Below are 19,707 nucleotides of genomic sequence, written 5' to 3' on the forward strand. Positions count from 1 at the left end.
GCGCTTGTCCACCCTACAGGGAAACCGTCTCTGGAAATCGCTGGTAGGTTATTTCCCAAGGGTTGCCTAAGTCAGACAGGCTCCTAGGTCTGAAGATCGTCCTTCCACCGCCGGTAGGTCACCGGGGTCACGCCCATGAGTGCGGCTGCCGGGCCGTCCTTGGCTCCCACCTGTACCACGACCTCCGCCAGCAATGCCTGCCGTGCCCGGATCACGAGGTTTTCGTCTTGGGTCGGACCGCGATCCTCGAGCAGACGCATCAGGATTGGCCCCATCGAATCCCAGCTCGCCGGGCGCGCGAGGCGGCCCAGCCTGGCCTCGGTCTCCACCTTTTGCAACTGCCGCCGGAAGCTCGACTCCGCCATGCCCAGCCTGAATGCGGCCTGCCTGGCGACAGAGTCCGCAGTCTCGCTGGCCAGCATGACCAGATCCTCATTGATCCAGCGGCCAAGCGGATCGGGCTTGCGCGGCGAGCGGGACAGCGCCCGCGACACCTGCGCGCTCGATTCCCGGCGAAAAGCCTCCCAGGGATCCACATCCGTGGCTCCCACCCCACCCGCCGCGGCGCCTCCAGGCCAATCAACGCCAGTCTCGGCGGCCGGGCCGGCCCTTGCCGGATCTGCCGAGATCAGGGGTGACTCCCGCGGCATCTGGAATGGCGAGGCGGTCAGACCTAGCAGCGAGGCGTCGATCTCCTCACCGTTGGAGACGACGATGGCCTGGAGGATCTTGTTCTGCAGCTCGCGCACATTGCCCGGCCACGGGTAGGCGAGCATGGCCTCCTCGGCGGCCGGGGTCAGGCGACGCGGGCCTTTGCCGTACTGCAGCGAGAAGCGTTCCAAGAAGCCGCGCGCCAAGGGAAGGATGTCGTCCGGGCGCTGGCGCAGCGGCAGCGAACGCACCACGAACACCTGGAGCCGATAGAAGAGATCCTGGCGAAATCGGCCCTGCGCCACCTCGTTCGCCAGGTCGCGATTGGTGGCCGCGACGATGCGCACGTCGACCTTTTGCCAGCGCGTGGCGCCGACGGCGGTGATCTCTTTCTCTTGCACGAAGCGCAGCAGCTTGCTTTGCACCTCCAGCGGCAGCTCACCCACTTCGTCGAGAAAGAGGGTGCCGCCACCGGCCTCCAGAATGCGCCCGCGCGCCGCGCTGTCCGCGCCCGTGAAGGCGCCTTTGATGCGGCCAAACAGCTCGGTCTCGATCAGGCTCGGCGCAATCGCGCCGCAGTCGACGGTGATGAATGCCTTGTCACGGCGTGGACTCGTCTCGTGCACGTACTTCGCGAGCATCTCCTTGCCGGTTCCACTCTCGCCGGAGATCAGGACGGTCACGTCCGTTGGGCCGACCTTTCCCAAGGTCTCGAGCAGATGCTGCATCTGCTCGGAGCGATAGAGCAACTTGGACGACTGCAGGACCTGACGCAGGCCGCGCACCTCGTCCTTGAGCCGCACGCGCTCCTGGTCCCTTTCGCTCGCCCGCTCACGCTCGAGTCGCGCCTGGTCCAGGGCAACGGCGACCTGGTTGGTCAGGGCATTGAGGAACAGCAGATCCGAGGAGTCGAGGTTGATCTCGTCCTCCGGCCCTTCCAGATAGAGACAGCCCACGTAGGTGTCTCGCACCAGCATCGGCGTTGCGTAAGCGATGAAGGACCGCTCGCGCTTGGCCGGGCCGACCACGGCGGTGTAGCGCATGCGGTCGATGCTGCGATTGGCGCGCACGCTCGCGATCAGCTCGCGCTGGGCATCCGAGCGGTCGCCGCTTGGCAGCGTATGGTCCGCCAGCGACCCATCCGGATCATGCGAGAGGCTGGCCAATGGAACGGGCGCCCCCTCCGCCGTTTCGCCGAAGAGGATGATCCGCCCCGGCTTGAAGATGTCCCCGAGCCGCTTGACGAAGGCGCTAGCGATGGTCTTCGGCTCATTGCTGGCGGACACGAAGGTGACGGTGTCCCACAGCAGCAGCATGTTCCGATAGTCCTTTTCCGTGTCCGCCGTGAAGATGCCGGACAAGCGATCCAGGTTTCCCACGGTCTTCGCGGCGCCTGCGGAATCCCAGAGAATGGCACGACCGCCGCCGGACAGCTTGGCCTGATTGAGCGCCGCATCCGCCCAGCGCAGCAGCAAGCCCGGCTCGATGCTCGCGTCCGCTCCACTCGGCCGGTAGGTGGAGATCCCGATGCTGAAACTGAGCCGAACCGAGCCCTGCAGATAGGGGTCTTGCCCCATGACGGCGCGCAACTTGCTGGCGACCTCTTTCACGCCATCGGCCTCGCTGTCCTGTAGCAGGACGGCGAAAACCGCGCCACCGTAGCGAAAGAGGTGATCGGAGCGTCGCAGATTCAGCCGCATCCGCGCCGCAACCTCGCCGAGGACGGCGTCACCGCGCTCACGTCCGAGACGTTGGTTCACCAGTCCGAAGTCGTCTGGATTGACCAACAACAACCCGAGTGACTGCCCGTTTTGCAGACAGACCTTGAGCCCGCTCGAGAGCGTCGTCTGAAACTGCATGCGCCCCGGAAGATCCGTCACGGCGTCACGCAAGAGACAGGAAACGCTGTAAAGGGATTGAATCAGTGGCCCGCTCAACGCCATGCTGGCTGCAAGACAATGCGGCGAGCGATCACCACCCGCGCGGGAAGCGCTGACAGCCATCAGAGAGGCCGCGGCCAGGGCCATGTCCTCGAAGCTGAGTCCAATCCAGAGACAGGCTCGCGGCGGCGTCAAGCCATGCGATTGGGGACGCCCACGACGCTCGGCAGGCACCGTCCTCGGCTCCGGCTCCGCCGCGAAGGGCACCTGGTCTCCAGCGTGACACAGCTGCACGAGGTAACCCTGACCCGAGACGCTCGCCACAACGGCCAATGGCGCCCCTTGATTGCCGCGCGCGTCCTCGGCTGGAACCATTGCGGGCAGCTGCTGCGCCGAGCCATCGTCTGCAAGCTCGGGCACCGGATCGGCGTCTCCCACGTGCAGCAGCAGGGCTCTGGTGCCAAGACGCGGATCCGGCGGTAGGAAGAGGCTCGCGGTGGCTGCGCCAGCCAGCCGACGGATCGACTCCAGATGGCGCCGCAGGACCGCCGTCATGTACATCAAGGGGCTCCTCTTCGATCAGCCGATGACCCGCTGCTCGACGAGCGCGTCGAGCGACGACCACCAGTCACCCATCCGGCTGGCCTCCTGATCGGTCAAACAATTTGGGCAACCGAGTGACCGCGCGGCGTCCGTCTGGGTCCTGTAGCGTTGCAGCAGCCATTCCGCGACACCCACCACCCGCTCCGAAAATGGCCGCAGCCTGATGCGCTCGTCATCACACTCATGGTGCTCGGCCACCGCTTGGACGACGGCATCGGGCAGTCCCCAAAGGGCCAGCAGGTAGCCTCCGAGTTCGGGGTGACCGACCCCGAAACGCTCCCGCTCGATGAGCAGCAAGCGCTCTTCATCTCCGGCCGCTTCGCGGATCGCGCCATAATACTCCGTCGGCATGTTGACGAGCAGGATCAGCTGGCCGACATCATGGAGCAGCCCGGCAACACCGCAGGCACTGGCAACGGATGGCGCCAGCCCCTCCTGCTCGGCGAGTCGCTTGGAAAGGACCGCGATCGCCACCGCATGGATCCAGAGCTTGTCGAGATTCAAGCCCGGCAAGGGGAGCCGATCGAACAAATGCGCCGCCAGCACGATCGCCAGCAACGTGTCCTGACCCAACAAGGTGATGGCGGTTTGCAGGTCGGCGATGGTGCGCGGCAGCGCGTAATAGCCCGAGTTCGCCACCTTCAACACCTTGGCCGTGAGCGCCGGATCCTTGGAGAGGAGAGGGACAATGCTCTTGAGGCTTCCCTGGGGACGATGCAGCGCGTCGCGAATGTCGAAATAGACCGCGGGCGGCGTGGGGAGTCGATTGAGCTCCGCAAGCAGGTCTCTCAATCGCGGATTGCGCTGTGCGCGCTCGCGCAGGGACAAGGCACGCTCGATGGCGTCGCCAAGCTGAGCCGCCGAGACGTCGATGGCATAGCATTGATGGGCCTCGTCGAGCGGTTTCAGGCTCGACTTGTCCACGCATGGCGAGATCAGTCCCATCCGCATCACGGCCCTGTCCCGCGCCTTGGCTTCCTTGAAGAACTGCTCACAGCCCGCGCGGTCCGTGCCGAAGCTCGCAACCAGGACCCCAACCGAATATTGCGCGAGGAGCTGAAATGCCGCGCTGGCCTCCGCGACACGCACCAGATGCCAATCCGGGTGCGCCGCGAGGATCTCCGGAATCATCCTCTCAAGCACCCGACCCTGGGTTTCGACGAAGACCAGATGTGTTTCAGGCAAAGGGGATCCCTCCTAAAGCGGCCAAGGCCGGCCCAAGGGTTTGGGCGATTTCCGGGAAACAACATACCTGCGGTTTCGATCCCGTAGGATGGGCAAAGCCCTGGCGATGCGCTGCTTTCGGAGTGCCGAGGGTCGCGGGGCGTGCCCATCATCCCAGCTCGGCGGCTTGCAAGATGGGCACGTCCGTCTGGCGTCGAGGCTGGGCTTGAGCCCAGAGCGCGGACGTTGCCCATCCTACCGATCCGGATCTATTCGGGTAAGATCATTTCCGGAAATCGCCTTGAGTCTTTCGCGCTCGTGACGACCCACCCGCACGGACAGGCACTTCTGCACGCTCAAGCGCAAGGATAGACCAGACCAGGGGGCACCTTCTTGGGTGCTGAGGCGAACGCGATTGTGAAGATATCGCCGCCCCCGGCTGCAACCGCAGGCATCTCGCCGGCCTAGCGATCCTTTGCCGCCGAGTCGGCCGCCTCCGCCACGGCATCGAGGTGGGCAAGCCAGCCGCGTGCGTCCTCCCGCGTGTCGGGGAAGCCTGCGGCTCGCTCGAAGTCAGCGCGCGCCGCATCCGGCTCGCGCCTGCCGTCATGGGCCATACCGGCGAGCAGATGCGCCCTGCCCGGCTGGTCGAATCCAGGCGACTGGAGCGCGGCACCAACCGCGGCGAGCACTTCCGGCCAGTCTTCCGCCTCGACGGCCAGACGCGCGCGCCGCAATTGCAGCGCGGGATCCGCATCCGATTCCAGCGCATGCCCCAGCGCCGCCCTCGCCCGCCGCAGCTCCTTGGCACGCAGCCAGGCATCGCTCAGGCGCTCCCAGTGCTCGCGGGTCGACGGCAGGTCGCCGTCCGCGATGGCGGTCTCCAGCAGCTGCGCGGCCCGCAGCGGCATGCCCAGGCGCAGATAGCGGCCCGCCAGATCGCTCAGCTCGGCCGGCTGGTCCAATAGACCCTGCCGCCGTGCCAGCTCCAAGGCGGCCAGGGCGCCCCGTTGGTCGCCGAGCTTGGTGTCGATTGCCGCGAGCTGGAGGAGGTCGGCCTTGCTGTTGGGATTGGCCGCGATCAACCGCGTCAGGACCTGCGCGGCAGGCGCGTAGCGGCCCTCGGTCAGGTAGACCGCGAGCAGCTGCCGCTGCCAGTCCTCCGGGGGCGTCCGCTGGCGCGAGAGGGCCTGCTCCAACAAGTCGGCCGCCCTCCGATACCGGCCAAGCCGGGCATTCGCCATGCCGGCCAGCGCGAAGGCCTCCGCCTTGGGCGACTTCTCGACGCGCAGCCAGAGGTCCAGGCTGTCCGCCGCCCCCTGGCTGTCATCCGCGTTCAGCTGCAACTGGGCCAGGAGATAGCGCAGGTCCTGGGAGACCGCGCGCGGCAGGACGTCCAAGGCCAGACATCGGGTGAGCGCATCCATGGCCTTGGCGGGCTCGCCCTGGGCCCGATAGAGATAGGCGTAGGTCTGAAGGACCATCGCCTGGGCATAGGCATCCCCGCGCACCTCGGCGGCGAGCGCATCGAGCTGCCGCGAGGCGCGCGGATAGTCCCTCGACGCCATGAGGGTCTGGACCTCCGCCAGCCGCGCATGGGTCGCGGCGCTGAGTCCTGGGCTAGCGGCGTTCAGTGCCGGCGGCAATGCCGCGAGCGCAAGCGCCAGAAGGATGCCCGACAGCGCGATTCGAGGCGCGAAGGCACCGGCCGAGCGCCGTTTCTGCGGGGTGCGAGCGGATGAGCGGCCCATGCCGAGCGCGGGCTGGCAAGGCCAGTGGTGGCTGATCGCGGATGACAGCTTCATCGGTTCGCCAGGGAGAACTCGATCACTTGGGTGGCCCGTCTGGACACGGGTCGCCCGTCGACCGTCTTGGGCGTGAAGCGCCACTGGCGGATCGCCTTGAGCGCGGCGCGGTCGAACACCTTGCGCGGACGCGAGGACAGGACCCGCGGGCTCTCGACCCGGCCCTGCGTCGTGATGGTGAACTCCAGTTTGACCCAGCCCTCCTGCCCCGCCCTTGCCGCCTCCCGCGGGTAGTCCGGTCTGGGCTTGCTGATGGCGACGGCCTCGCGTGTCCCGCCGCCGCGACCAGCCTGAGCCGATGCGCCCGCGCGGCCGGATCCGGAGCCGGCGCTGGAGCGGGAGCTTCCAGACCCGCGCTTGCCCGCACCCGAGCCGCTTTCGGCACCCTTGCCAGCGTCGGCGGCGGCCGACCGAGCGCGATCGGACTTGGCGGCTGCCGTGCTGCGCGACGACCTGGCCGGCGCCTTGGGCGCGGCAGCGGCGCGCTTCTTCGCGACGGGCGGGGCGCGCTCCTTCGCAGCTCGCGCCTTGGTCGGGCGTTGTTTCCGCTCAGCGGCCGCCGCCGTCTTGCGGTCGGGCGTTGGCGCCCGTTTCGCGACCGGCTTCACCGGCTCGCCGAGGTAGGGTTTGCCACCAGGCTCGATCGGCGCCAGCTCGGGCAGGCTGGCCTCCAGTGGTAAGTCGCTCACCGGCGGCGGGGGATCGGCAAGGGCGAGGGGAGGCGCTGGCGGCGGCGCCGGTGGCGGGGTCGCGCCCTCGGGCGCAGGCTGCGAGCCTGCCGCATCGGAGGGCTCCGCGTCGGCAGGCACCGCCGCCGGCTCGACCTCGACCAACCTCACCGCAGCCAGGGTGACGACCGTCTCGGGCGGCCGCGTCTCTCCCGCGATCATGCGCTGCATCAGATAGAAGAGCGCCAGGGTGACGAGACCCGCGACAAGGACGGAGGCGAGCAGGCGCATGGCTACTGGTGAATCAGCTCGGCCGCGATCGAGACCTCCTCGATGCCGGCACGCCGCGCCTGATCGATGACCTGCACCAGCAGCCCGGAGGCGGACGCCTTGTCCGCCTGGATCACCACGCCGCCCTCCGGATTCTCGGCATGGAGCCGCTCCAGACTGGCCCTGACCGCGCCGATCTCGACCTGGTGGCGATCGATCCAGATGGCGTTGTCGCGGGTGATGGCGACCATGAGGTTGCCGTGCTCCTTGCGTGCGGCGGTCATGGCCGCCGGACGGCTGACGTCCACGCCCGACTCCTTGACGAACGAGCTGGTGACAATGAAGAAGATCAGCATGATGAAGACGATGTCGAGCATCGGCGTCATATCCAGGCCGGTGTCTTCCTCGCGGAAATGGTGCTTGCGTCGACGCATGGACTCATCACCCCTTGATGCGCAAGCGGTCCGCCGTGCGCTCGGTCTCGAAGACCGCCCAGCGCTGCAGACTGGTGCTGAAATAGAGCCCGGAGAGGGCGACCACCATGCCGGCCATGGTCGGGATGGTGGCGAGCGAGACCCCGTCGGCCATGGCCCTGGCGTTGCCGCTGCCGGCGAAGGCCATGACATCGAAGACCTGGATCATGCCAGTGACCGTGCCCAGGAGACCCAGGAGCGGGCAGACGGCGATGAGCGCCCGGATCAGCGTCAGGGTGCGGGAGCGCTCCAGCGCCAGCTCCGAGACGATGGCGCGGCGGATCTGGCGGGCGTTCCAGGAGGCACGGTCCGGGCGTCCTCGCCAGTCGGCCTCGACCGCCGCGAGACGCCGTGGATAGACGCGGAATCGATAGAGATAGCGCTCGGCGATCAGCGTCCAGAGCAGCAGGCAGAGCGCAAAGATGGCCCAGAGGACGGGGCCGCCCGCCTCCAGCAGGGCGCGGATGGGATCGAGTCGATCGCTCAGCTCAGCCAGCGGATGCATGACCGCCTCGACGCTCGGCATGGCGCGCCACCAGGCCCGCGCTCTGCTCCTCCAGGATGGCGACCAGCCGCCGGCTCTGACCCAGGAGCCCGCTGTGGATGAGGATGAGTGGGATGGCGACGATCAGGCCCAGAACGGTCGTGACCAGTGCCTGCGAGATGCCGCCGGCCATGAGGCGGGGATCCCCGGCGCCATAGAGTGTGATGGCCTGAAAGGTCTCGATCAGACCGGTCACGGTCCCGAGCAGCCCCAGCAGGGGCGCGATCATGGCCAGGAGCTTGAGCGTGGGTAGCCCGCGCTGCAGGCGTGGCGTGTCCTTGAGGATGCGCTCGTCGATCATCAGCTCCAGGGTCTCGGTGTCGACACCCGGATGATCTCGATAGACCGCCAGGACGCGGCCCAGTGGGTTGTCCTTGATCGGCTTTGCCTCTCCCTGCGCGGCGGGGTCTTGCCGCAGTTCACGTCGCATGCGCCGGCCCAGCACCGCGAGCAGGACGAACCGCTCCAGTGCCAGCAAGGCCCCGACCAGGGCCAGGCCGATGATGATGTAGCCCACGAGCCGGCCCTGCTGGACCCGCTCAAGCAAATCCGGAACCTGGGTCAGCAGCGACAGCACCGCGCCCCCGGTTGGATCGACGACCAGGGGCGCCATCCCGCTGGTCGCGGCCTCCAGCTCGGCGGCGCGTCTGCCGAAGTGCGCGGCCGGCTGCCGGGGCAGCTCGGCGAGCGTCCCGGTCTCCGGCAGATAGCGCAGGAAGCGCCCCCCGGAGACCGCATCGAAGCCACCGATGCGAGTCACGCGCGCCGCATGCTCGCCGCCGTCCGCGCCGGTCACCGTCGCGCCATAGGTCACGACCTTGCCCGACTCGGTCATCTCCCGGTGCAGGGCGAGCCAGAGCCCTTCCAGCTCCGCGATGTTCGGCACCCGCTCGGACCGGGCGAGCGCCGCGAGCGGCTCGACTCGACCGGGGAGCTGGCTGGAGACCAGGGAGTCGCGGAGCAGCGCGGCGCCATCCCCCGCCGCCTGCCGCGCGACGCCGAACAGCTCGGTCAGCCCGCCGGCACGCGCATCGCGTTGGGACTCCAGCTCGCCGATCCGCGCCTGGTTGCTCGCCACGGCCGCTTGCAGGTCCTGGCCGCGCTTCCGCTCGGTCGCGAGGCGCTTGCGAATCTCATCCAGTCGCGCCGCCTGCTGCGCCTTCTCCTCGACGAAGCGCCGCTCGCGTGCCGCGTTGGCCACCGCCGCCTCGGCCCGCTCCTGGGTGAGCCGCCGCAAGAGCGCGTCCGGCGTGGTCGGGACCTCCGGCGCCGCGCTGGCAAAGGGGCCAGAGAGGCAGAGCAGCAGGGGCAGGATCCGAATGCCTCTCATGGCAAGACCTCCGGGGCCGGACCAGGCAGCGTCAGCAGCGCCGGCGCGGACTGCTTTTCGGCGACGCGGAAGGCCTTGCTCAGATCGCTCCGGTCGGTGTCTGGCAAGCCGATCCAACGCTTGGCGGCGCGGTCCCAGACGCCGGATTCACGCCCATCCAGCGTCCTGTAGATGAGCGTGACCCGGCCGACCCGCAGAAAATCGACCGTCCGCTCGCGCCCCTCGGCGCTCAGCACGCCCCGATAGGCCTCGATACCGCGCCCGGCGTCGATCTCGGCGCGGTAGGTCTCCAGGATGCGGCGGTAGGTCTCGCCCGGCGAGCTGTCCGGGCTGTCGAGCGCCGCCGCGAGCGCGGCGACCCGGGCACGGCGCTCATCGAGCTGAAAGGGCAGATCCAACTCCACGAACTGATCCAGTGCAGCCACCATGCGCGCCATCAAGGGGACGATCTCGCGTTGCGTGACCTCGACCCCGTCAACCTGCCCTTCCAGCGAGGCGATGGATGCCTGCTGTGCCGCGACCATCCGCTCGAGATGGTCGTTGTAGGCCTGCAGGCCCTCCAGCTCGCGGCTGCCCTGCCTGAATTCCTCCAACAGCGCGCGGGTCTGCCCATCGAGGTCGTCGATGCGCACCTGGGCCGCGGCGGCCTGGTCGAGGATGGCGGTCTGCGCCTCCAGGACCGGGACCGTCTGATCGCCGCCGAACGCGGAGGCGACGCTGAGTGACAGGGTGAGCAGGACCAGGAAAATCCGCTTCGGCTTGGTCGATAGGCACCTAGTCATGACCGGCTCGGCTGATTGGAGGTGGCAAGGTCACAGGTTGGCGTGACAAAGGGCTTGAGGCGACCCGCCTCGGGGGCGGTCAGAGCCACCCCCAGGGCCGCGCTGAGATCAGAACGTGTACTTGTAGCGTGCATAGATGAACCGGCCGCGCGCGTCGTGCAGTGAACGGTTGTAGAAGGGCCAGCCCTCCAGATAGACGTCTTCGGGCGGCTCGGCATCGAAGAGGTTATCGATGCCCAGGCTGAGGGTGCTGCCCTTGAGCTTTGGCGGTGTCCAGTTGACCTGGGCGTCCAGCGTGGTCCAGTCGCTGACCCGGTCGTCCGCGGAGCGGCGCAGATAATCTCCGGTGTAGTTCAGGGTGAGACCAGTCTCGATGTCACCGCGCTGCCACCAGAGGCTCGTAAGACCGCGCCAGCGCGGACGGCCGTCCTTGCCCGCCAGTTCGTCGAATCCGGCGCCACTCACCGGCTCCTCCTTGAAGCTGCCGAGGTAGGTTGTCGCAAGGCGCCACCGGAAGTCCCCGATGGACTCGGCCCGCCAGCGGACATTGGTGTCGAGGTCCAGCCCCCAGACCTTCTGGGCCGCCACGTTCTGGAAGGGACTGGAGATCATGACAATGGCGCCGCTGTCGTCGCGGGTCACGTTGTCCGCAAAGGCGGCCTCGTTATCCACATAGAACTGCGGGCTGCTGGTGACGGCGTTCTGGTTATTCAGCCGCCAGAGATCGAGACTGAGATCCCAATCCTTGGTGACGTCCCACACCATGCCCAGGTTGAGGTTTTCCGACTCCTCCGCCTCCAGGTCCGAATTGCCGCCCACCAGACTTACGACCTCGGTCACCTCCCCGGTCATGGGGTCGTAGACGCTCTCATAGCCGCCATTCACGCCCTCGGCGCTGTAGAGCTCCTGCAGCGAAGGTGCCTTGAAGCCCGTCCCCGCACTGGCGCGCAGCAAGAGATTGGGCGCGGCCTTCCAGCGCAGCCCGGCCTTGGGGTTGAGCGTGTCGCCGAAGTCGCTGTAGTCGTCATAGCGGCCCGCGAGCTGCAGTTCCAGGTCCGTCACGAGCGGGATCGAGAGCTCGATGAAGCTGGCGAAGACGTCGCGGTCGCCCTCCCCCGAGGTCCCGCCCATGCCCAGGACGGCCCCGCTCTCGCTCACGCCATCCCACTGGTCCGAGAACTGCTCGGAGCGATACTCGATGCCCAGGGCGGCGGACAGTGCGCCGGCCGAGAGTTCCACGACGTCGCCGCTCGCCTTGAGATCGACCAGGTCGATGCGCGACTCACCGCGCCGCTTGGTGCGGTACTCGACCGTATTGGCGTTGAAGTCCGGGCTGTCGCCGAAGACGTTGAGCGCGCCGCTGTCGACGGCCGCCTGGATGGCGTCACCGGTGGTGTAGCCGTTGACGCCCTCGATGGTGGTGTCGACCTTCCCGGTGCCGGCCGCCAGCTCCCACTCCCAGTCCTTGACCATGCCGCGCAGGCCGCCCACGGCATTGTAGAAGTCCGTCTTGAACTGGTCCCGACGCGAGCCGAGCTCCACGAAGCGGTAGCGCACGTCCACCTCTTCTCCGGGGAAGATGTTGTTCGGGTTGTCGGCGCCCACGGTGACCCCGCCCGGCGTCGCGGCCAGGTCTCGCTCGGATGAGGAATGGGTGTAGAGCCCGGTCACGAAGGCGCTCACCCCGCCGCCGATCTCGACATCGCCGCTCAAGGCCATGCCGAGGCGCTCGACCTCTGGGATCAGGGTGCTATAGGGCGCGTAGTCGAAGGCGCAGGTGGACCCATCCTGGCGGTTGGCCGGGCAGCGCGGATCGGGCTCCGGGCCGCTGGCGCGCAGGATGGTCCCCGGACTCCCGCTGCCGCTGCGGTCGTCGATGGGGCCATCGGCGGATTCCGAGATCGCGCGGTCGCGCGCCCAGACCTCGTCGCGGCTCAGATAATCGAGGGTGAAGGTGAGGTTGGAGGTGGGATAAGACTCCGGCGCCGACAGACCGCCGTTGAAGACCAGATGGCTCTCCGCGCCATCGCCCTTGTCCGTCTGACCATAGTCGAGACTGATCTCGGCGCCCTCGTAGTCCTTGCGCAGGATGATGTTGACCACGCCGGCGACCGCGTCCGAGCCATAGATGGCGGAGGCGCCGTCCTTGAGGATCTCGACGCGCTCCACCGCGCCCAGCGGAATGAGATTGATATCGACGAAACTGGAGGTCCCATCCTGACCGAAGGGAAAGATCGGCAGACGCCGGCCATTGACCAGGACCAGCGTGCGGCTGACACCCAGACCGCGCAGATCGATCCCCGCCGAAGCCGGCGCGAACCCCTGGGTATAGGTCTCGTCCGTGATGCCGGCGGTGTTGTAGATCACCTTGCGGAACAGCTCCTTGACCGTGTTCGCGCCGGAATGGTCGATCGCGCGCCGGTCGATGATCACCACGGGCGATATCCCTTCAAGATCGGTCCGCTTGATGTGGCTGCCGGTGACCTCGACCTTCTTCAGCTCGAGAACGTCCTGCCCGCTGGCAGGTGCCTGCCCGAGCATCATCCCGGCGACCCCCAGCCAACCCACGAAACCGAGCCTGGAGTCCAGCCGCTTGCGAGCGATCGTCATTATTGTCCCCTTTTGTTGTCTGACGGACGGAGTCAGGCGACACCAGAGATCGGCAAGGTCGAAGCCCAGTCTGGACTTGCCCGCCCGTCGACCACATTGAGTGCCTGCTGGATAGCGCCCTATCCCATTCCTTAGGCACGGATTGTGTGCGTGGCGATTGCGTTGGGGATCAGAGGTGTCGCGTTCTTGAAAATGCGCTTCGGACTTCGTTTAACGGTAAACGAAACGCTAAATCAAGGCGGACCAACCGCTCGTTCTCAAAAGATTGACGGGCGTCACAGTTGTCGCTTCAAGTGCTCCGCGCTCGGAAACCACTCGGGTCAATAGGCGACTGTGTCATCGCCCCACATCTCCGGGGTGAAGCGCACGACGCGGTTTCGCCCATCATCCTTGGCGCGATAGAGCGCCACATCCGCGTACTTGAGGGTCTGCCAAAAGGTCTCGCTATCGTCCGGGAACACGGCCACGCCGATGGAGACCGTCTTCTGCAGCATGCCCCCGGCGATGTGGAACTTGAAGTCGGCAACCCGCGCGCGGATCTTTTCCGCCACCATGACGGCGTTGTCCCCATCGGCTTCCTGCAGGACGATCAGGAACTCCTCGCCGCCGAAACGCACCAGGATGTCCGAGGTCCGGACGGACTGTTTGAGCACATCGGCCAAGCCCTTGAGCACGCTGTCGCCAACGTCATGTCCGTAGCTGTCGTTGACCATCTTGAAATAGTCCAGATCGATCATGAGCAGCGCCAGGGGGCTGTTGCGTCTGCGCGCGGAGGCGATCAGGGTATCGACGTACTGCTCGAGAAAGCGGCGGTTGTTGAGGTCGGTCATGGCGTCGCGCAGCGAGGAGTCGCGCAGGGTCTCGGTTAGCCGCTTGGCCTCCAGGACCGGGGCCATCTCCCGCAGGTAGACCTGGATGTAGGGGATCTGCTCCAGGCGGGCTGCCGCTTCCGACTCCCTGGCCACCAACTGAACGATGCAACCGACACCGCCCGACTGGATCAGTGGCAGACAATAGTGGCGCCACGGGTCGGCCTCGGCATCGCCCCCCTCGGCCCGAAAGGCGAAGCAGAGACCCGGCTGGGTGAAGGCGTCGACTGGATGCCCGGAACGCTTCGCGCGGCACATCTCGCTCCTGACCAGGATCTGCGGATCGCACCAACGACAGGCCCCGCCGATCTCGCCGTCCACGGAGATCGTCGTCAACTGCTTGGGGCCATGGGCTTCATAGATCGAGTGCGCCTCGACCCCGAACCGCCTGCCAAGGAGCAGACCGAAGCGCTCGTAGATCTCTGTCTTGGTCTCGTCTTCCTCGATGGTGGCCTTGAAGCGGGTGGCGTCCGCCAAGCCGTCGATCATGTCGATCGTCGCCAGCAGTTGGTTCTCGTCATGCTTCGGCGGACGCCCAGTGAGCTGAGTCACGCGCGCGCTGATCTGCGACAGACCCTCATCCAAGAAGGACAGGAGCTGGTTGGCATGCGCGGCGATATCGCCGATGTCATCCTTGGTGCGCTGCTGAACGCGCCCCTTGAAGTCGCCCCGCAGGGCCGCCTGCACCAGGGTCCCGATCGCGGTCGCGGTATCGCCGACCGGCAGCATGAGGCGACGCGCCCCGAGGATGGCGAACAGCGAGATCAGCGAGACCGCGACGAGTACCGCGAGCGCGCCATAGACGGCCTGGCGCCGCAATTCGGTCAGCGAGAGTTCGATGGTGACCGCCCCGAGGACCGTCCCTTCGGCGACCTGATGACACTGCAGGCAGTTGGGCGTCCCCCGTGAGCTGGCCACGTAGGGAATGGTGCCGCGGAACACGGGTTGACCCTCCTCGTCCATCAGCTCGAAGCGCGGCCGCCCATCGGCAAGGACACTTGCTTCGATCTCGTCAGGGACCATCTCACGCGCCAAGCCGTCCCCGAACTGCTCATTCACCCGCTTGGAGCGCACCACGCGCACGGTGCGCAGGTCGCGGATATCGCGCAGACGCTCGAGAGACTGCTCACGCTTGGCGATCACGCCGTTGATCATGGATTCGGTCAGCAGCACCCGCACGATCTCGGCCACCGTCTGCACATGGGCGGTCGAGGAGGCGATCGACAGGTGGCGAAAGGCATAGACGCTGATCAACATGAAGATGGCCAGGATGCCGCAGGCGACCGTGATCAGGAGCAGGGTGATCTTGCGATTGAGCGTCATCATTCAGGCTCCACATTCAGGCCCCTCGAAGGGTGCATCGGTTGAACAGCGTCTGCGCGCCAGCGTTTCGGGGGCGACGCCGCCGGGCGGAGCTTGGTGTTGCGCTCGCGGGGCGGGCATCAGCCGAGCCGGCGACGGCTGGACCCAGGCGCCAACGCCACCGGCGCAGTGTCGCGCAGATCCTGCTTGCCGTCGCGCGTGATGTGACTGAGAGAACGGGATCGGTTTGCGTTGACGATGCTGTCCGTTCGAGAGGCCACCCTCACCGCTTCTGAGTCGGTGTCGGACAACCATGGGTGCAGCATCTGCCATCGGCGTGACCGCTCGCCGTCGTTTCGCCTTTACGGACGCCCGCATGCGCCTCCAACAACCTGCGCGCCACCTCCAAACCGCCCCGCGCTCGCCCTTGATTGCGGTCCCGCCCGCGGATAGCCTCTAACGGAGGTTTGCTGTTTCACGGTAACGCCTCGGCGATGGCTGCCGCCAACGTCTGCGCGTTCGCGCCCGCCACCACCAGCGCAGCGACATCCACTGATTCGAACCACGGGAGCGGCAGTACGCGACCATGCATCCAGCTTCACAGGCACCGAGTCCAAGCCGCCCTCCACAACGGAGTCTCCATCGGTTGTTCCAGAACGCCCATCAGAGCGCTCGGCTTCGACTGCTGTTTCTGATCCCGCTGGCGGTCGCGATCCTCGGCATTGTCGCCACACTCACGCTGACGCTCTCCAGTCATGAGCAGGCCAGCGTTCAGGACGGGGTGATTCGCCTGCGCGCATCGGCCGAGGATTTTTACAACCAGAGCATCCTGTACGACGCGCACGCACTGCAAGCGGTGATGGACGTACTGGAGGACAACGTCCCGTTGCGGGCCGCGCTGGCCGCGGGCGATCGGGATCGCTTGTTGGCCCTGGGCGCGCCGCCGTTCGAGCGGCTCAAACGGGATTTCTCGATCACGCATCTCTATTTCACCCGACCCGACCGGGTGAATCTGTTGCGCGTGCATGCCCCGGATCGCGCCGGCGATCGGATCGATCGCATCACCACCCTCGCGGCAGAGCGCGACCAGGCAAGCGCATTCGGTGTCGAGATCGGTCCATTGGGAACCTTTACGTTACGCCTGGTCGCACCCTGGCACGATCGGACGTCGGGAAAGCTGATCGGTTATGTCGAGCTCGGCATGGAGATCGACCGCGTTCTGCAGGCGCTTCGCGACGTGTTCGGCGTTTACGTCATCGTGCTGATACACAAGGACGTCCTCGATCGGGCACGGTGGGAGGAAGGAATGCGCACCTTGGGCCGAGTCCCCGATTGGGAGCGTTTCCCATCCGTGGTCGTGGGCCGTCAAACGCCCGACGAGATCCCCGACGCGATCGGCGCCTATCTCTCCGGACATTCGCTCGAGGAACTGAATGCCATCATCAGCGGCAACCTTGGGGGCCAGGCATACCGCCTTGCGTTCCTGCCGCTGCGAGACGTGGGCAATCGACACGTCGCGCACTTAGTGCTGTTCATGGACGTCACCAAGGAGACCAGGGCGGCCGCGCGAACGGTCTATCAGGGAACCGGAATCGCGCTCGGGATCGGCTGCCTGCTGTTCCTCTTCTTCAACTGGCACATTGGACGCATCGGCCGGCGACTCGAAACCGACGAGCGTGCGCTGCGACAACTCGCGACGCGCGATGGTCTGACCGGACTCTACAACCATCGCACCTTCTATCTGTTCGTCAAAAAGGAGATCGCCCGCATCCGCCGCTATGGAGGGGAGGTTGCCGTGGTGCTGCTGGACATCGATCATTTCAAACGGATCAACGATACTCATGGCCACCAGGCCGGAGACGCCATCCTGAGGGGGTTGAGCAAACGCCTCCAGGACGCGGTCAGAGACGTCGATTGCGTCTGTCGCTATGGCGGCGAGGAAATCACGGTCATCTTGCCCAACTGTGAGAAGCCCCGCCTGGTCGCCGAGCGGCTGCGCATCGCCATCGCGGCCACGCCATTTTCAATCGACGATGGCCAAGCCATTCGTATCACCGCCAGCATCGGCGTTGCGACCTACCCCAGCGGCGCGGATTCCGTCGACACCCTGGTATCGGCGGCCGACGCCGCGATGTATGCGGCCAAGGAGGCCGGGCGAAACCAGGTGCGAGCGCACGCTCCCGCCCCCGAACCAGGAGCGACGACCCAGCGCGATGAGATGGGCTCTTAGAAGCTGTTTGGAAACCTCTGTCTCAGGCCAGTCGGTTGGCCATCAGCTTGATCATCGCCAGATAAATCCAGGTTTCGCTGCTCGACATCAGGCACTCGTAGTCCTTGCTGAGACGTCGTGACAGGTTGAGCCAAGCAAAGGTTCGCTCGACAACCCAGCGACGCGGCAGCAGAACAAAGCAGCGGCTTTATCACTCCTGTAGCACCCAGCGGTGTCACCTACGACACCCCATCGAAGGCTCCCCTACCTACCTCGCCCCCCGTTTTACCTCTGGCGGCCACCAATCCTCGCCGTTGCCGCCAAGGCGGCCGTCAAGAGTTCGCGACACCTCAGCGTTGAGCCGCAGGCCCCAGCGATCGGGTCGACTGGGGACCTGCCCTTCACTCAAGCCGCGGGCGCAGGCTCAGAGCGATTTCTTGCAGAAGTACCAGTCGACGCACTCGTACTCCCCGCTTGCCACCCGCGCGTTGGCTTCCTCAACGCTGCCAGGCGGCGGGACGATGACCTTGTCGCCCGGCTGCCAATTCTCGGGGGTGGCGACCTTATTGGCATCCGAGGTCTGCATCGCCTTCACCAAGCGCAGGATCTCGTCGATGGAGCGGCCATTGCTCATTGGGTAGTAGAGCATGGCGCGCAGCACGCCCTCGGGGTCGATCACGAAGGTCGCTCGCACCGCGGAGGTATCGCTCGCGCCCGGCTGAATCATGCCGTAGGCCTTGGCGACCTGCATCGAGAGATCGGCAATGATCGGAAAACCGATCTCGACGTCGAACTTCTCCTTGATGTTGCGCACCCAGGCGACATGACTGTAGTGGCTATCGATCGAGAGCCCGAGCAGGTCGCAGCCGATCGCCTTGAAGTCGGCGTGGCGGCGGGCGAAGCCCATGAACTCCGTCGTGCAGACTGGGGTGAAGTCGGCCGGATGCGAGAAGAGCACCAGCCATTTTCCGCGATAATCCTCCAGGTTCTTACGACCGTGGGTGGTGGGTGCGTCGAAGGCCGGTGCGGGCTCGTTCAAGCGTGGCATGGCGGGGGCGGACGTTTCGTTGGTCATTCTTTAATCTCCATTCTTGATCAGTGTCTTACGTGTTGATCCCTCTCCCGAGGTTGACGTTAGATTAGCGATTACTGATAAACGCCTGAAGTCGTTTGTTACGATGAAAATCATTGTCATAGCCGATTGATATATATCAATCGATCGTCTTTTCTTATTGAATGCCGCGATTCGGAGACTGCCGCCGGGCTACTCCGCGCCCGCCGGAGCAAGCCGCGCTCCACTCGATCGACTCGGCGGGATGGCCGATCACAGCGATCCTGACACGCCGGATCAGGACAGCGGCGAATCGCCGGACAAGCGGACGGGCTCGAGCAAGCTCAGCAAGACGCTGGACTTGCCCATCGACGACGTGCGCGAACGGATCTTGGCCGCTGAGGCTGTGCCGTGAGTTATTGGGAAGCTAGTGGGGAGAAGGCTAACATCATGATTCTCTTTGCCAATTAAGCGAGAACGATTTAGCCCTAATCGGAAAAGCGCGGAAGCTTGATAATCGCTAAGTTGAAGAGATTCAGGCTAGACTTGCCCAGGGTAAGACCGAGAAGGCTATAGTCGCCGATATGGGTAGGGTCTCAAGGCAGATCCTGCGGGCCGATCTGACATGCGGGTAAAGCGTGCGGGGGATAAGATTTAGCGGGTCTACCAATCAGTTGACACCGAAGGAAAACTAGCTACGTCATTGAGTTGGCGGAGAGAGAGGGATTCGAACCCTCGATAGGGGATTAACCTATACTCCCTTAGCAGGGGAGCGCCTTCAGCCACTCGGCCATCTCTCCGAAAATTGCGCTCTAAGTTCTTTAGAGACTTTCTTACGACAGGTTGGTCGCTGTCGCTTCCAGACCTGATTCGGATGCGTCAGAAAGAGGACAACAGTCTTCAACGTAAGGCCGGGTACTTTAACACACCCGGCAAGGTCTTTCTAGTCAATCGAGCTGATCAGGATGACCCGTCAGGTTCGCGCTCTGGCCTGCCTCGGCTTGCTCGCGCTTGATCCGCTCGTAGATCTCTTCGCGATGGACAGCCACGTCACGCGGTGCATTCACGCCGATGCGAACTTGATTTCCCTTGACGCCGAGCACGGTTACGGTCACTTCGTCGCCAATCATTAAAGTTTCGCCAACCCGGCGAGTCAAAATCAACATTGCCTTGTTCTCCCTATAATCCTCAATCCGAATAGATGATCCACCCGGCCCGGCAACTCGATGCCTCTGAAACGCCGTGCGCGGAAGGGTGGAACCACCCCCCACACCAAGGGCGAGGGCAACTGCCTCACACCTAGGATTCTACCAGTTGCTCGGGCGCTTACATAACAAAATAACCCGCCTCAATGACATCTGGCCGTTGAGACCAAAAACAACCGAAAAACACATATGATCCCGACTAACGGCCAGGTGACAGGCGATCAGGGTTGCCCGACCGATTTCTTACGACACACCGACGCGTGAAAGCGGCACCGAGATCAGATCACCAAG

The 19,707-nt window shown here is 65.5% G+C and carries 14 protein-coding genes, 1 tRNA gene and 1 pseudogene; 2 read left to right on the forward strand and 14 right to left on the reverse strand.

The features are described 5' to 3' along the window. Positions 1 to 83 precede the first annotated feature (83 nt). From CKO23_RS00600 to CKO23_RS00645, 10 genes are all read right to left on the reverse strand, one after another. Entirely contained in the window at positions 84 to 3,092 is a 3,009-nt protein-coding gene (locus CKO23_RS00600) for a sigma 54-interacting transcriptional regulator (RefSeq protein ID WP_200327800.1), read from the reverse strand. Positions 3,093 to 3,110: 18 nt separating this feature from the next. Then, on the reverse strand, positions 3,111 to 4,319 hold the full coding sequence (locus CKO23_RS00605) for an HDOD domain-containing protein (protein ID WP_200327801.1): 1,209 nt from the start codon (positions 4,317 to 4,319) through the stop codon (positions 3,111 to 3,113). Positions 4,320 to 4,762: 443 nt separating this feature from the next. Then, positions 4,763 to 6,103: a tetratricopeptide repeat protein gene (locus tag CKO23_RS00610; RefSeq protein ID WP_200327802.1), complete on the reverse strand. Its 1,341-nt coding sequence runs from the start codon at positions 6,101 to 6,103 to the stop codon at positions 4,763 to 4,765. Further along, positions 6,100 to 7,062, reverse strand: coding sequence for an energy transducer TonB (locus CKO23_RS00615; protein WP_200327803.1), 963 nt, complete (start codon positions 7,060 to 7,062; stop codon positions 6,100 to 6,102). The genes CKO23_RS00610 and CKO23_RS00615 overlap by 4 nt, the downstream gene beginning before the upstream one ends. 2 nt (positions 7,063 to 7,064) lie before the next feature. Continuing rightward, the gene (locus CKO23_RS00620; protein WP_200327804.1) at positions 7,065 to 7,475 is read right to left on the reverse strand and encodes an ExbD/TolR family protein; all 411 of its coding nucleotides are present in this window, start codon (positions 7,473 to 7,475) and stop codon (positions 7,065 to 7,067) included. 7 nt (positions 7,476 to 7,482) lie between these two features. After that, positions 7,483 to 8,040 (reverse strand): MotA/TolQ/ExbB proton channel family protein, encoded by a 558-nt coding sequence (locus tag CKO23_RS00625; RefSeq protein WP_242482129.1) that lies wholly within the window; start codon positions 8,038 to 8,040, stop codon positions 7,483 to 7,485. Continuing rightward, the gene (locus CKO23_RS00630; protein WP_200327805.1) at positions 8,003 to 9,388 is read right to left on the reverse strand and encodes a MotA/TolQ/ExbB proton channel family protein; all 1,386 of its coding nucleotides are present in this window, start codon (positions 9,386 to 9,388) and stop codon (positions 8,003 to 8,005) included. The genes CKO23_RS00625 and CKO23_RS00630 overlap by 38 nt, the downstream gene beginning before the upstream one ends. Then, positions 9,385 to 10,170 carry a DUF3450 domain-containing protein gene (locus CKO23_RS00635; protein ID WP_200327806.1) on the reverse strand — a complete coding sequence of 262 codons (786 nt, stop codon included), beginning with the start codon at positions 10,168 to 10,170 and terminating at the stop codon, positions 9,385 to 9,387. The genes CKO23_RS00630 and CKO23_RS00635 overlap by 4 nt, the downstream gene beginning before the upstream one ends. Positions 10,171 to 10,278: 108 nt before the next feature. After that, positions 10,279 to 12,780: a TonB-dependent receptor gene (locus tag CKO23_RS00640; RefSeq protein ID WP_200327807.1), complete on the reverse strand. Its 2,502-nt coding sequence runs from the start codon at positions 12,778 to 12,780 to the stop codon at positions 10,279 to 10,281. 320 nt (positions 12,781 to 13,100) lie between these two features. Continuing rightward, a complete protein-coding gene (locus CKO23_RS00645; protein ID WP_242482130.1) occupies positions 13,101 to 14,975 on the reverse strand; it encodes a GGDEF domain-containing protein in 1,875 nt (624 codons plus the stop codon). A 622-nt stretch (positions 14,976 to 15,597) separates the two neighbouring features. On the opposite strand from CKO23_RS00645, the gene CKO23_RS00650 reads away from it, so the two are divergent. Then, positions 15,598 to 17,181: a sensor domain-containing diguanylate cyclase gene (locus CKO23_RS00650; RefSeq protein ID WP_200327808.1), complete on the forward strand. Its 1,584-nt coding sequence runs from the start codon at positions 15,598 to 15,600 to the stop codon at positions 17,179 to 17,181. 22 nt (positions 17,182 to 17,203) lie between these two features. Here the strand turns inward: CKO23_RS00650 and CKO23_RS00655 are convergent. Both CKO23_RS00655 and CKO23_RS00660 read right to left on the reverse strand, forming a co-directional pair. After that, a pseudogene (locus CKO23_RS00655) lies at positions 17,204 to 17,359 on the reverse strand (transposase); the annotation flags it as partial. Between the two features lie 225 nt (positions 17,360 to 17,584). After that, complete coding sequence (locus CKO23_RS00660) at positions 17,585 to 18,235, reverse strand: peroxiredoxin (RefSeq protein ID WP_200327809.1); 651 nt, start codon at positions 18,233 to 18,235, stop codon at positions 17,585 to 17,587. 241 nt (positions 18,236 to 18,476) lie between these two features. On the opposite strand from CKO23_RS00660, the gene CKO23_RS00665 reads away from it, so the two are divergent. Next, positions 18,477 to 18,626, forward strand: coding sequence for a hypothetical protein (locus tag CKO23_RS00665; protein WP_200327810.1), 150 nt, complete (start codon positions 18,477 to 18,479; stop codon positions 18,624 to 18,626). A 294-nt stretch (positions 18,627 to 18,920) separates the two neighbouring features. Here CKO23_RS00665 and CKO23_RS00670 read toward each other — a convergent pair. Together CKO23_RS00670 and csrA are read right to left on the reverse strand one after the other, a co-directional pair. Continuing rightward, a tRNA-Ser gene (locus CKO23_RS00670) sits at positions 18,921 to 19,011 on the reverse strand. A 147-nt stretch (positions 19,012 to 19,158) separates the two neighbouring features. Further along, on the reverse strand, positions 19,159 to 19,377 hold the full coding sequence (csrA, locus tag CKO23_RS00675) for a carbon storage regulator CsrA (RefSeq protein ID WP_200327811.1): 219 nt from the start codon (positions 19,375 to 19,377) through the stop codon (positions 19,159 to 19,161). Positions 19,378 to 19,707: the final 330 nt, after the last annotated feature.

This window comes from Thiocystis violacea (genome assembly GCF_016583565.1).
Classification (GTDB): Bacteria; Pseudomonadota; Gammaproteobacteria; order Chromatiales; family Chromatiaceae; genus Thiorhodococcus; species Thiorhodococcus violaceus_A.

Excerpts from the sequence above, each read along its gene's own strand:
- CKO23_RS00635 (WP_200327806.1), bottom strand. The coding sequence starts at position 10,170 with ATGACTAGGTGCCTATCGACCAAGCCGAAGCGGATTTTCCTGGTCCTG.
- CKO23_RS00665 (WP_200327810.1), top strand. The coding sequence starts at position 18,477 with ATGGCCGATCACAGCGATCCTGACACGCCGGATCAGGACAGCGGCGAA.
- CKO23_RS00615 (WP_200327803.1), bottom strand. The coding sequence starts at position 7,062 with ATGCGCCTGCTCGCCTCCGTCCTTGTCGCGGGTCTCGTCACCCTGGCG.
- CKO23_RS00645 (WP_242482130.1), bottom strand. The coding sequence starts at position 14,975 with ATGATGACGCTCAATCGCAAGATCACCCTGCTCCTGATCACGGTCGCC.
- CKO23_RS00600 (WP_200327800.1), bottom strand. The coding sequence starts at position 3,092 with ATGTACATGACGGCGGTCCTGCGGCGCCATCTGGAGTCGATCCGTCGG.
- CKO23_RS00620 (WP_200327804.1), bottom strand. The coding sequence starts at position 7,475 with ATGCGTCGACGCAAGCACCATTTCCGCGAGGAAGACACCGGCCTGGAT.
- CKO23_RS00630 (WP_200327805.1), bottom strand. The coding sequence starts at position 9,388 with ATGAGAGGCATTCGGATCCTGCCCCTGCTGCTCTGCCTCTCTGGCCCC.
- csrA (WP_200327811.1), bottom strand. The coding sequence starts at position 19,377 with ATGTTGATTTTGACTCGCCGGGTTGGCGAAACTTTAATGATTGGCGAC.
- CKO23_RS00640 (WP_200327807.1), bottom strand. The coding sequence starts at position 12,780 with ATGACGATCGCTCGCAAGCGGCTGGACTCCAGGCTCGGTTTCGTGGGT.
- CKO23_RS00660 (WP_200327809.1), bottom strand. The coding sequence starts at position 18,235 with ATGACCAACGAAACGTCCGCCCCCGCCATGCCACGCTTGAACGAGCCC.
- CKO23_RS00610 (WP_200327802.1), bottom strand. The coding sequence starts at position 6,103 with ATGAAGCTGTCATCCGCGATCAGCCACCACTGGCCTTGCCAGCCCGCG.
- CKO23_RS00625 (WP_242482129.1), bottom strand. The coding sequence starts at position 8,040 with ATGCCGAGCGTCGAGGCGGTCATGCATCCGCTGGCTGAGCTGAGCGAT.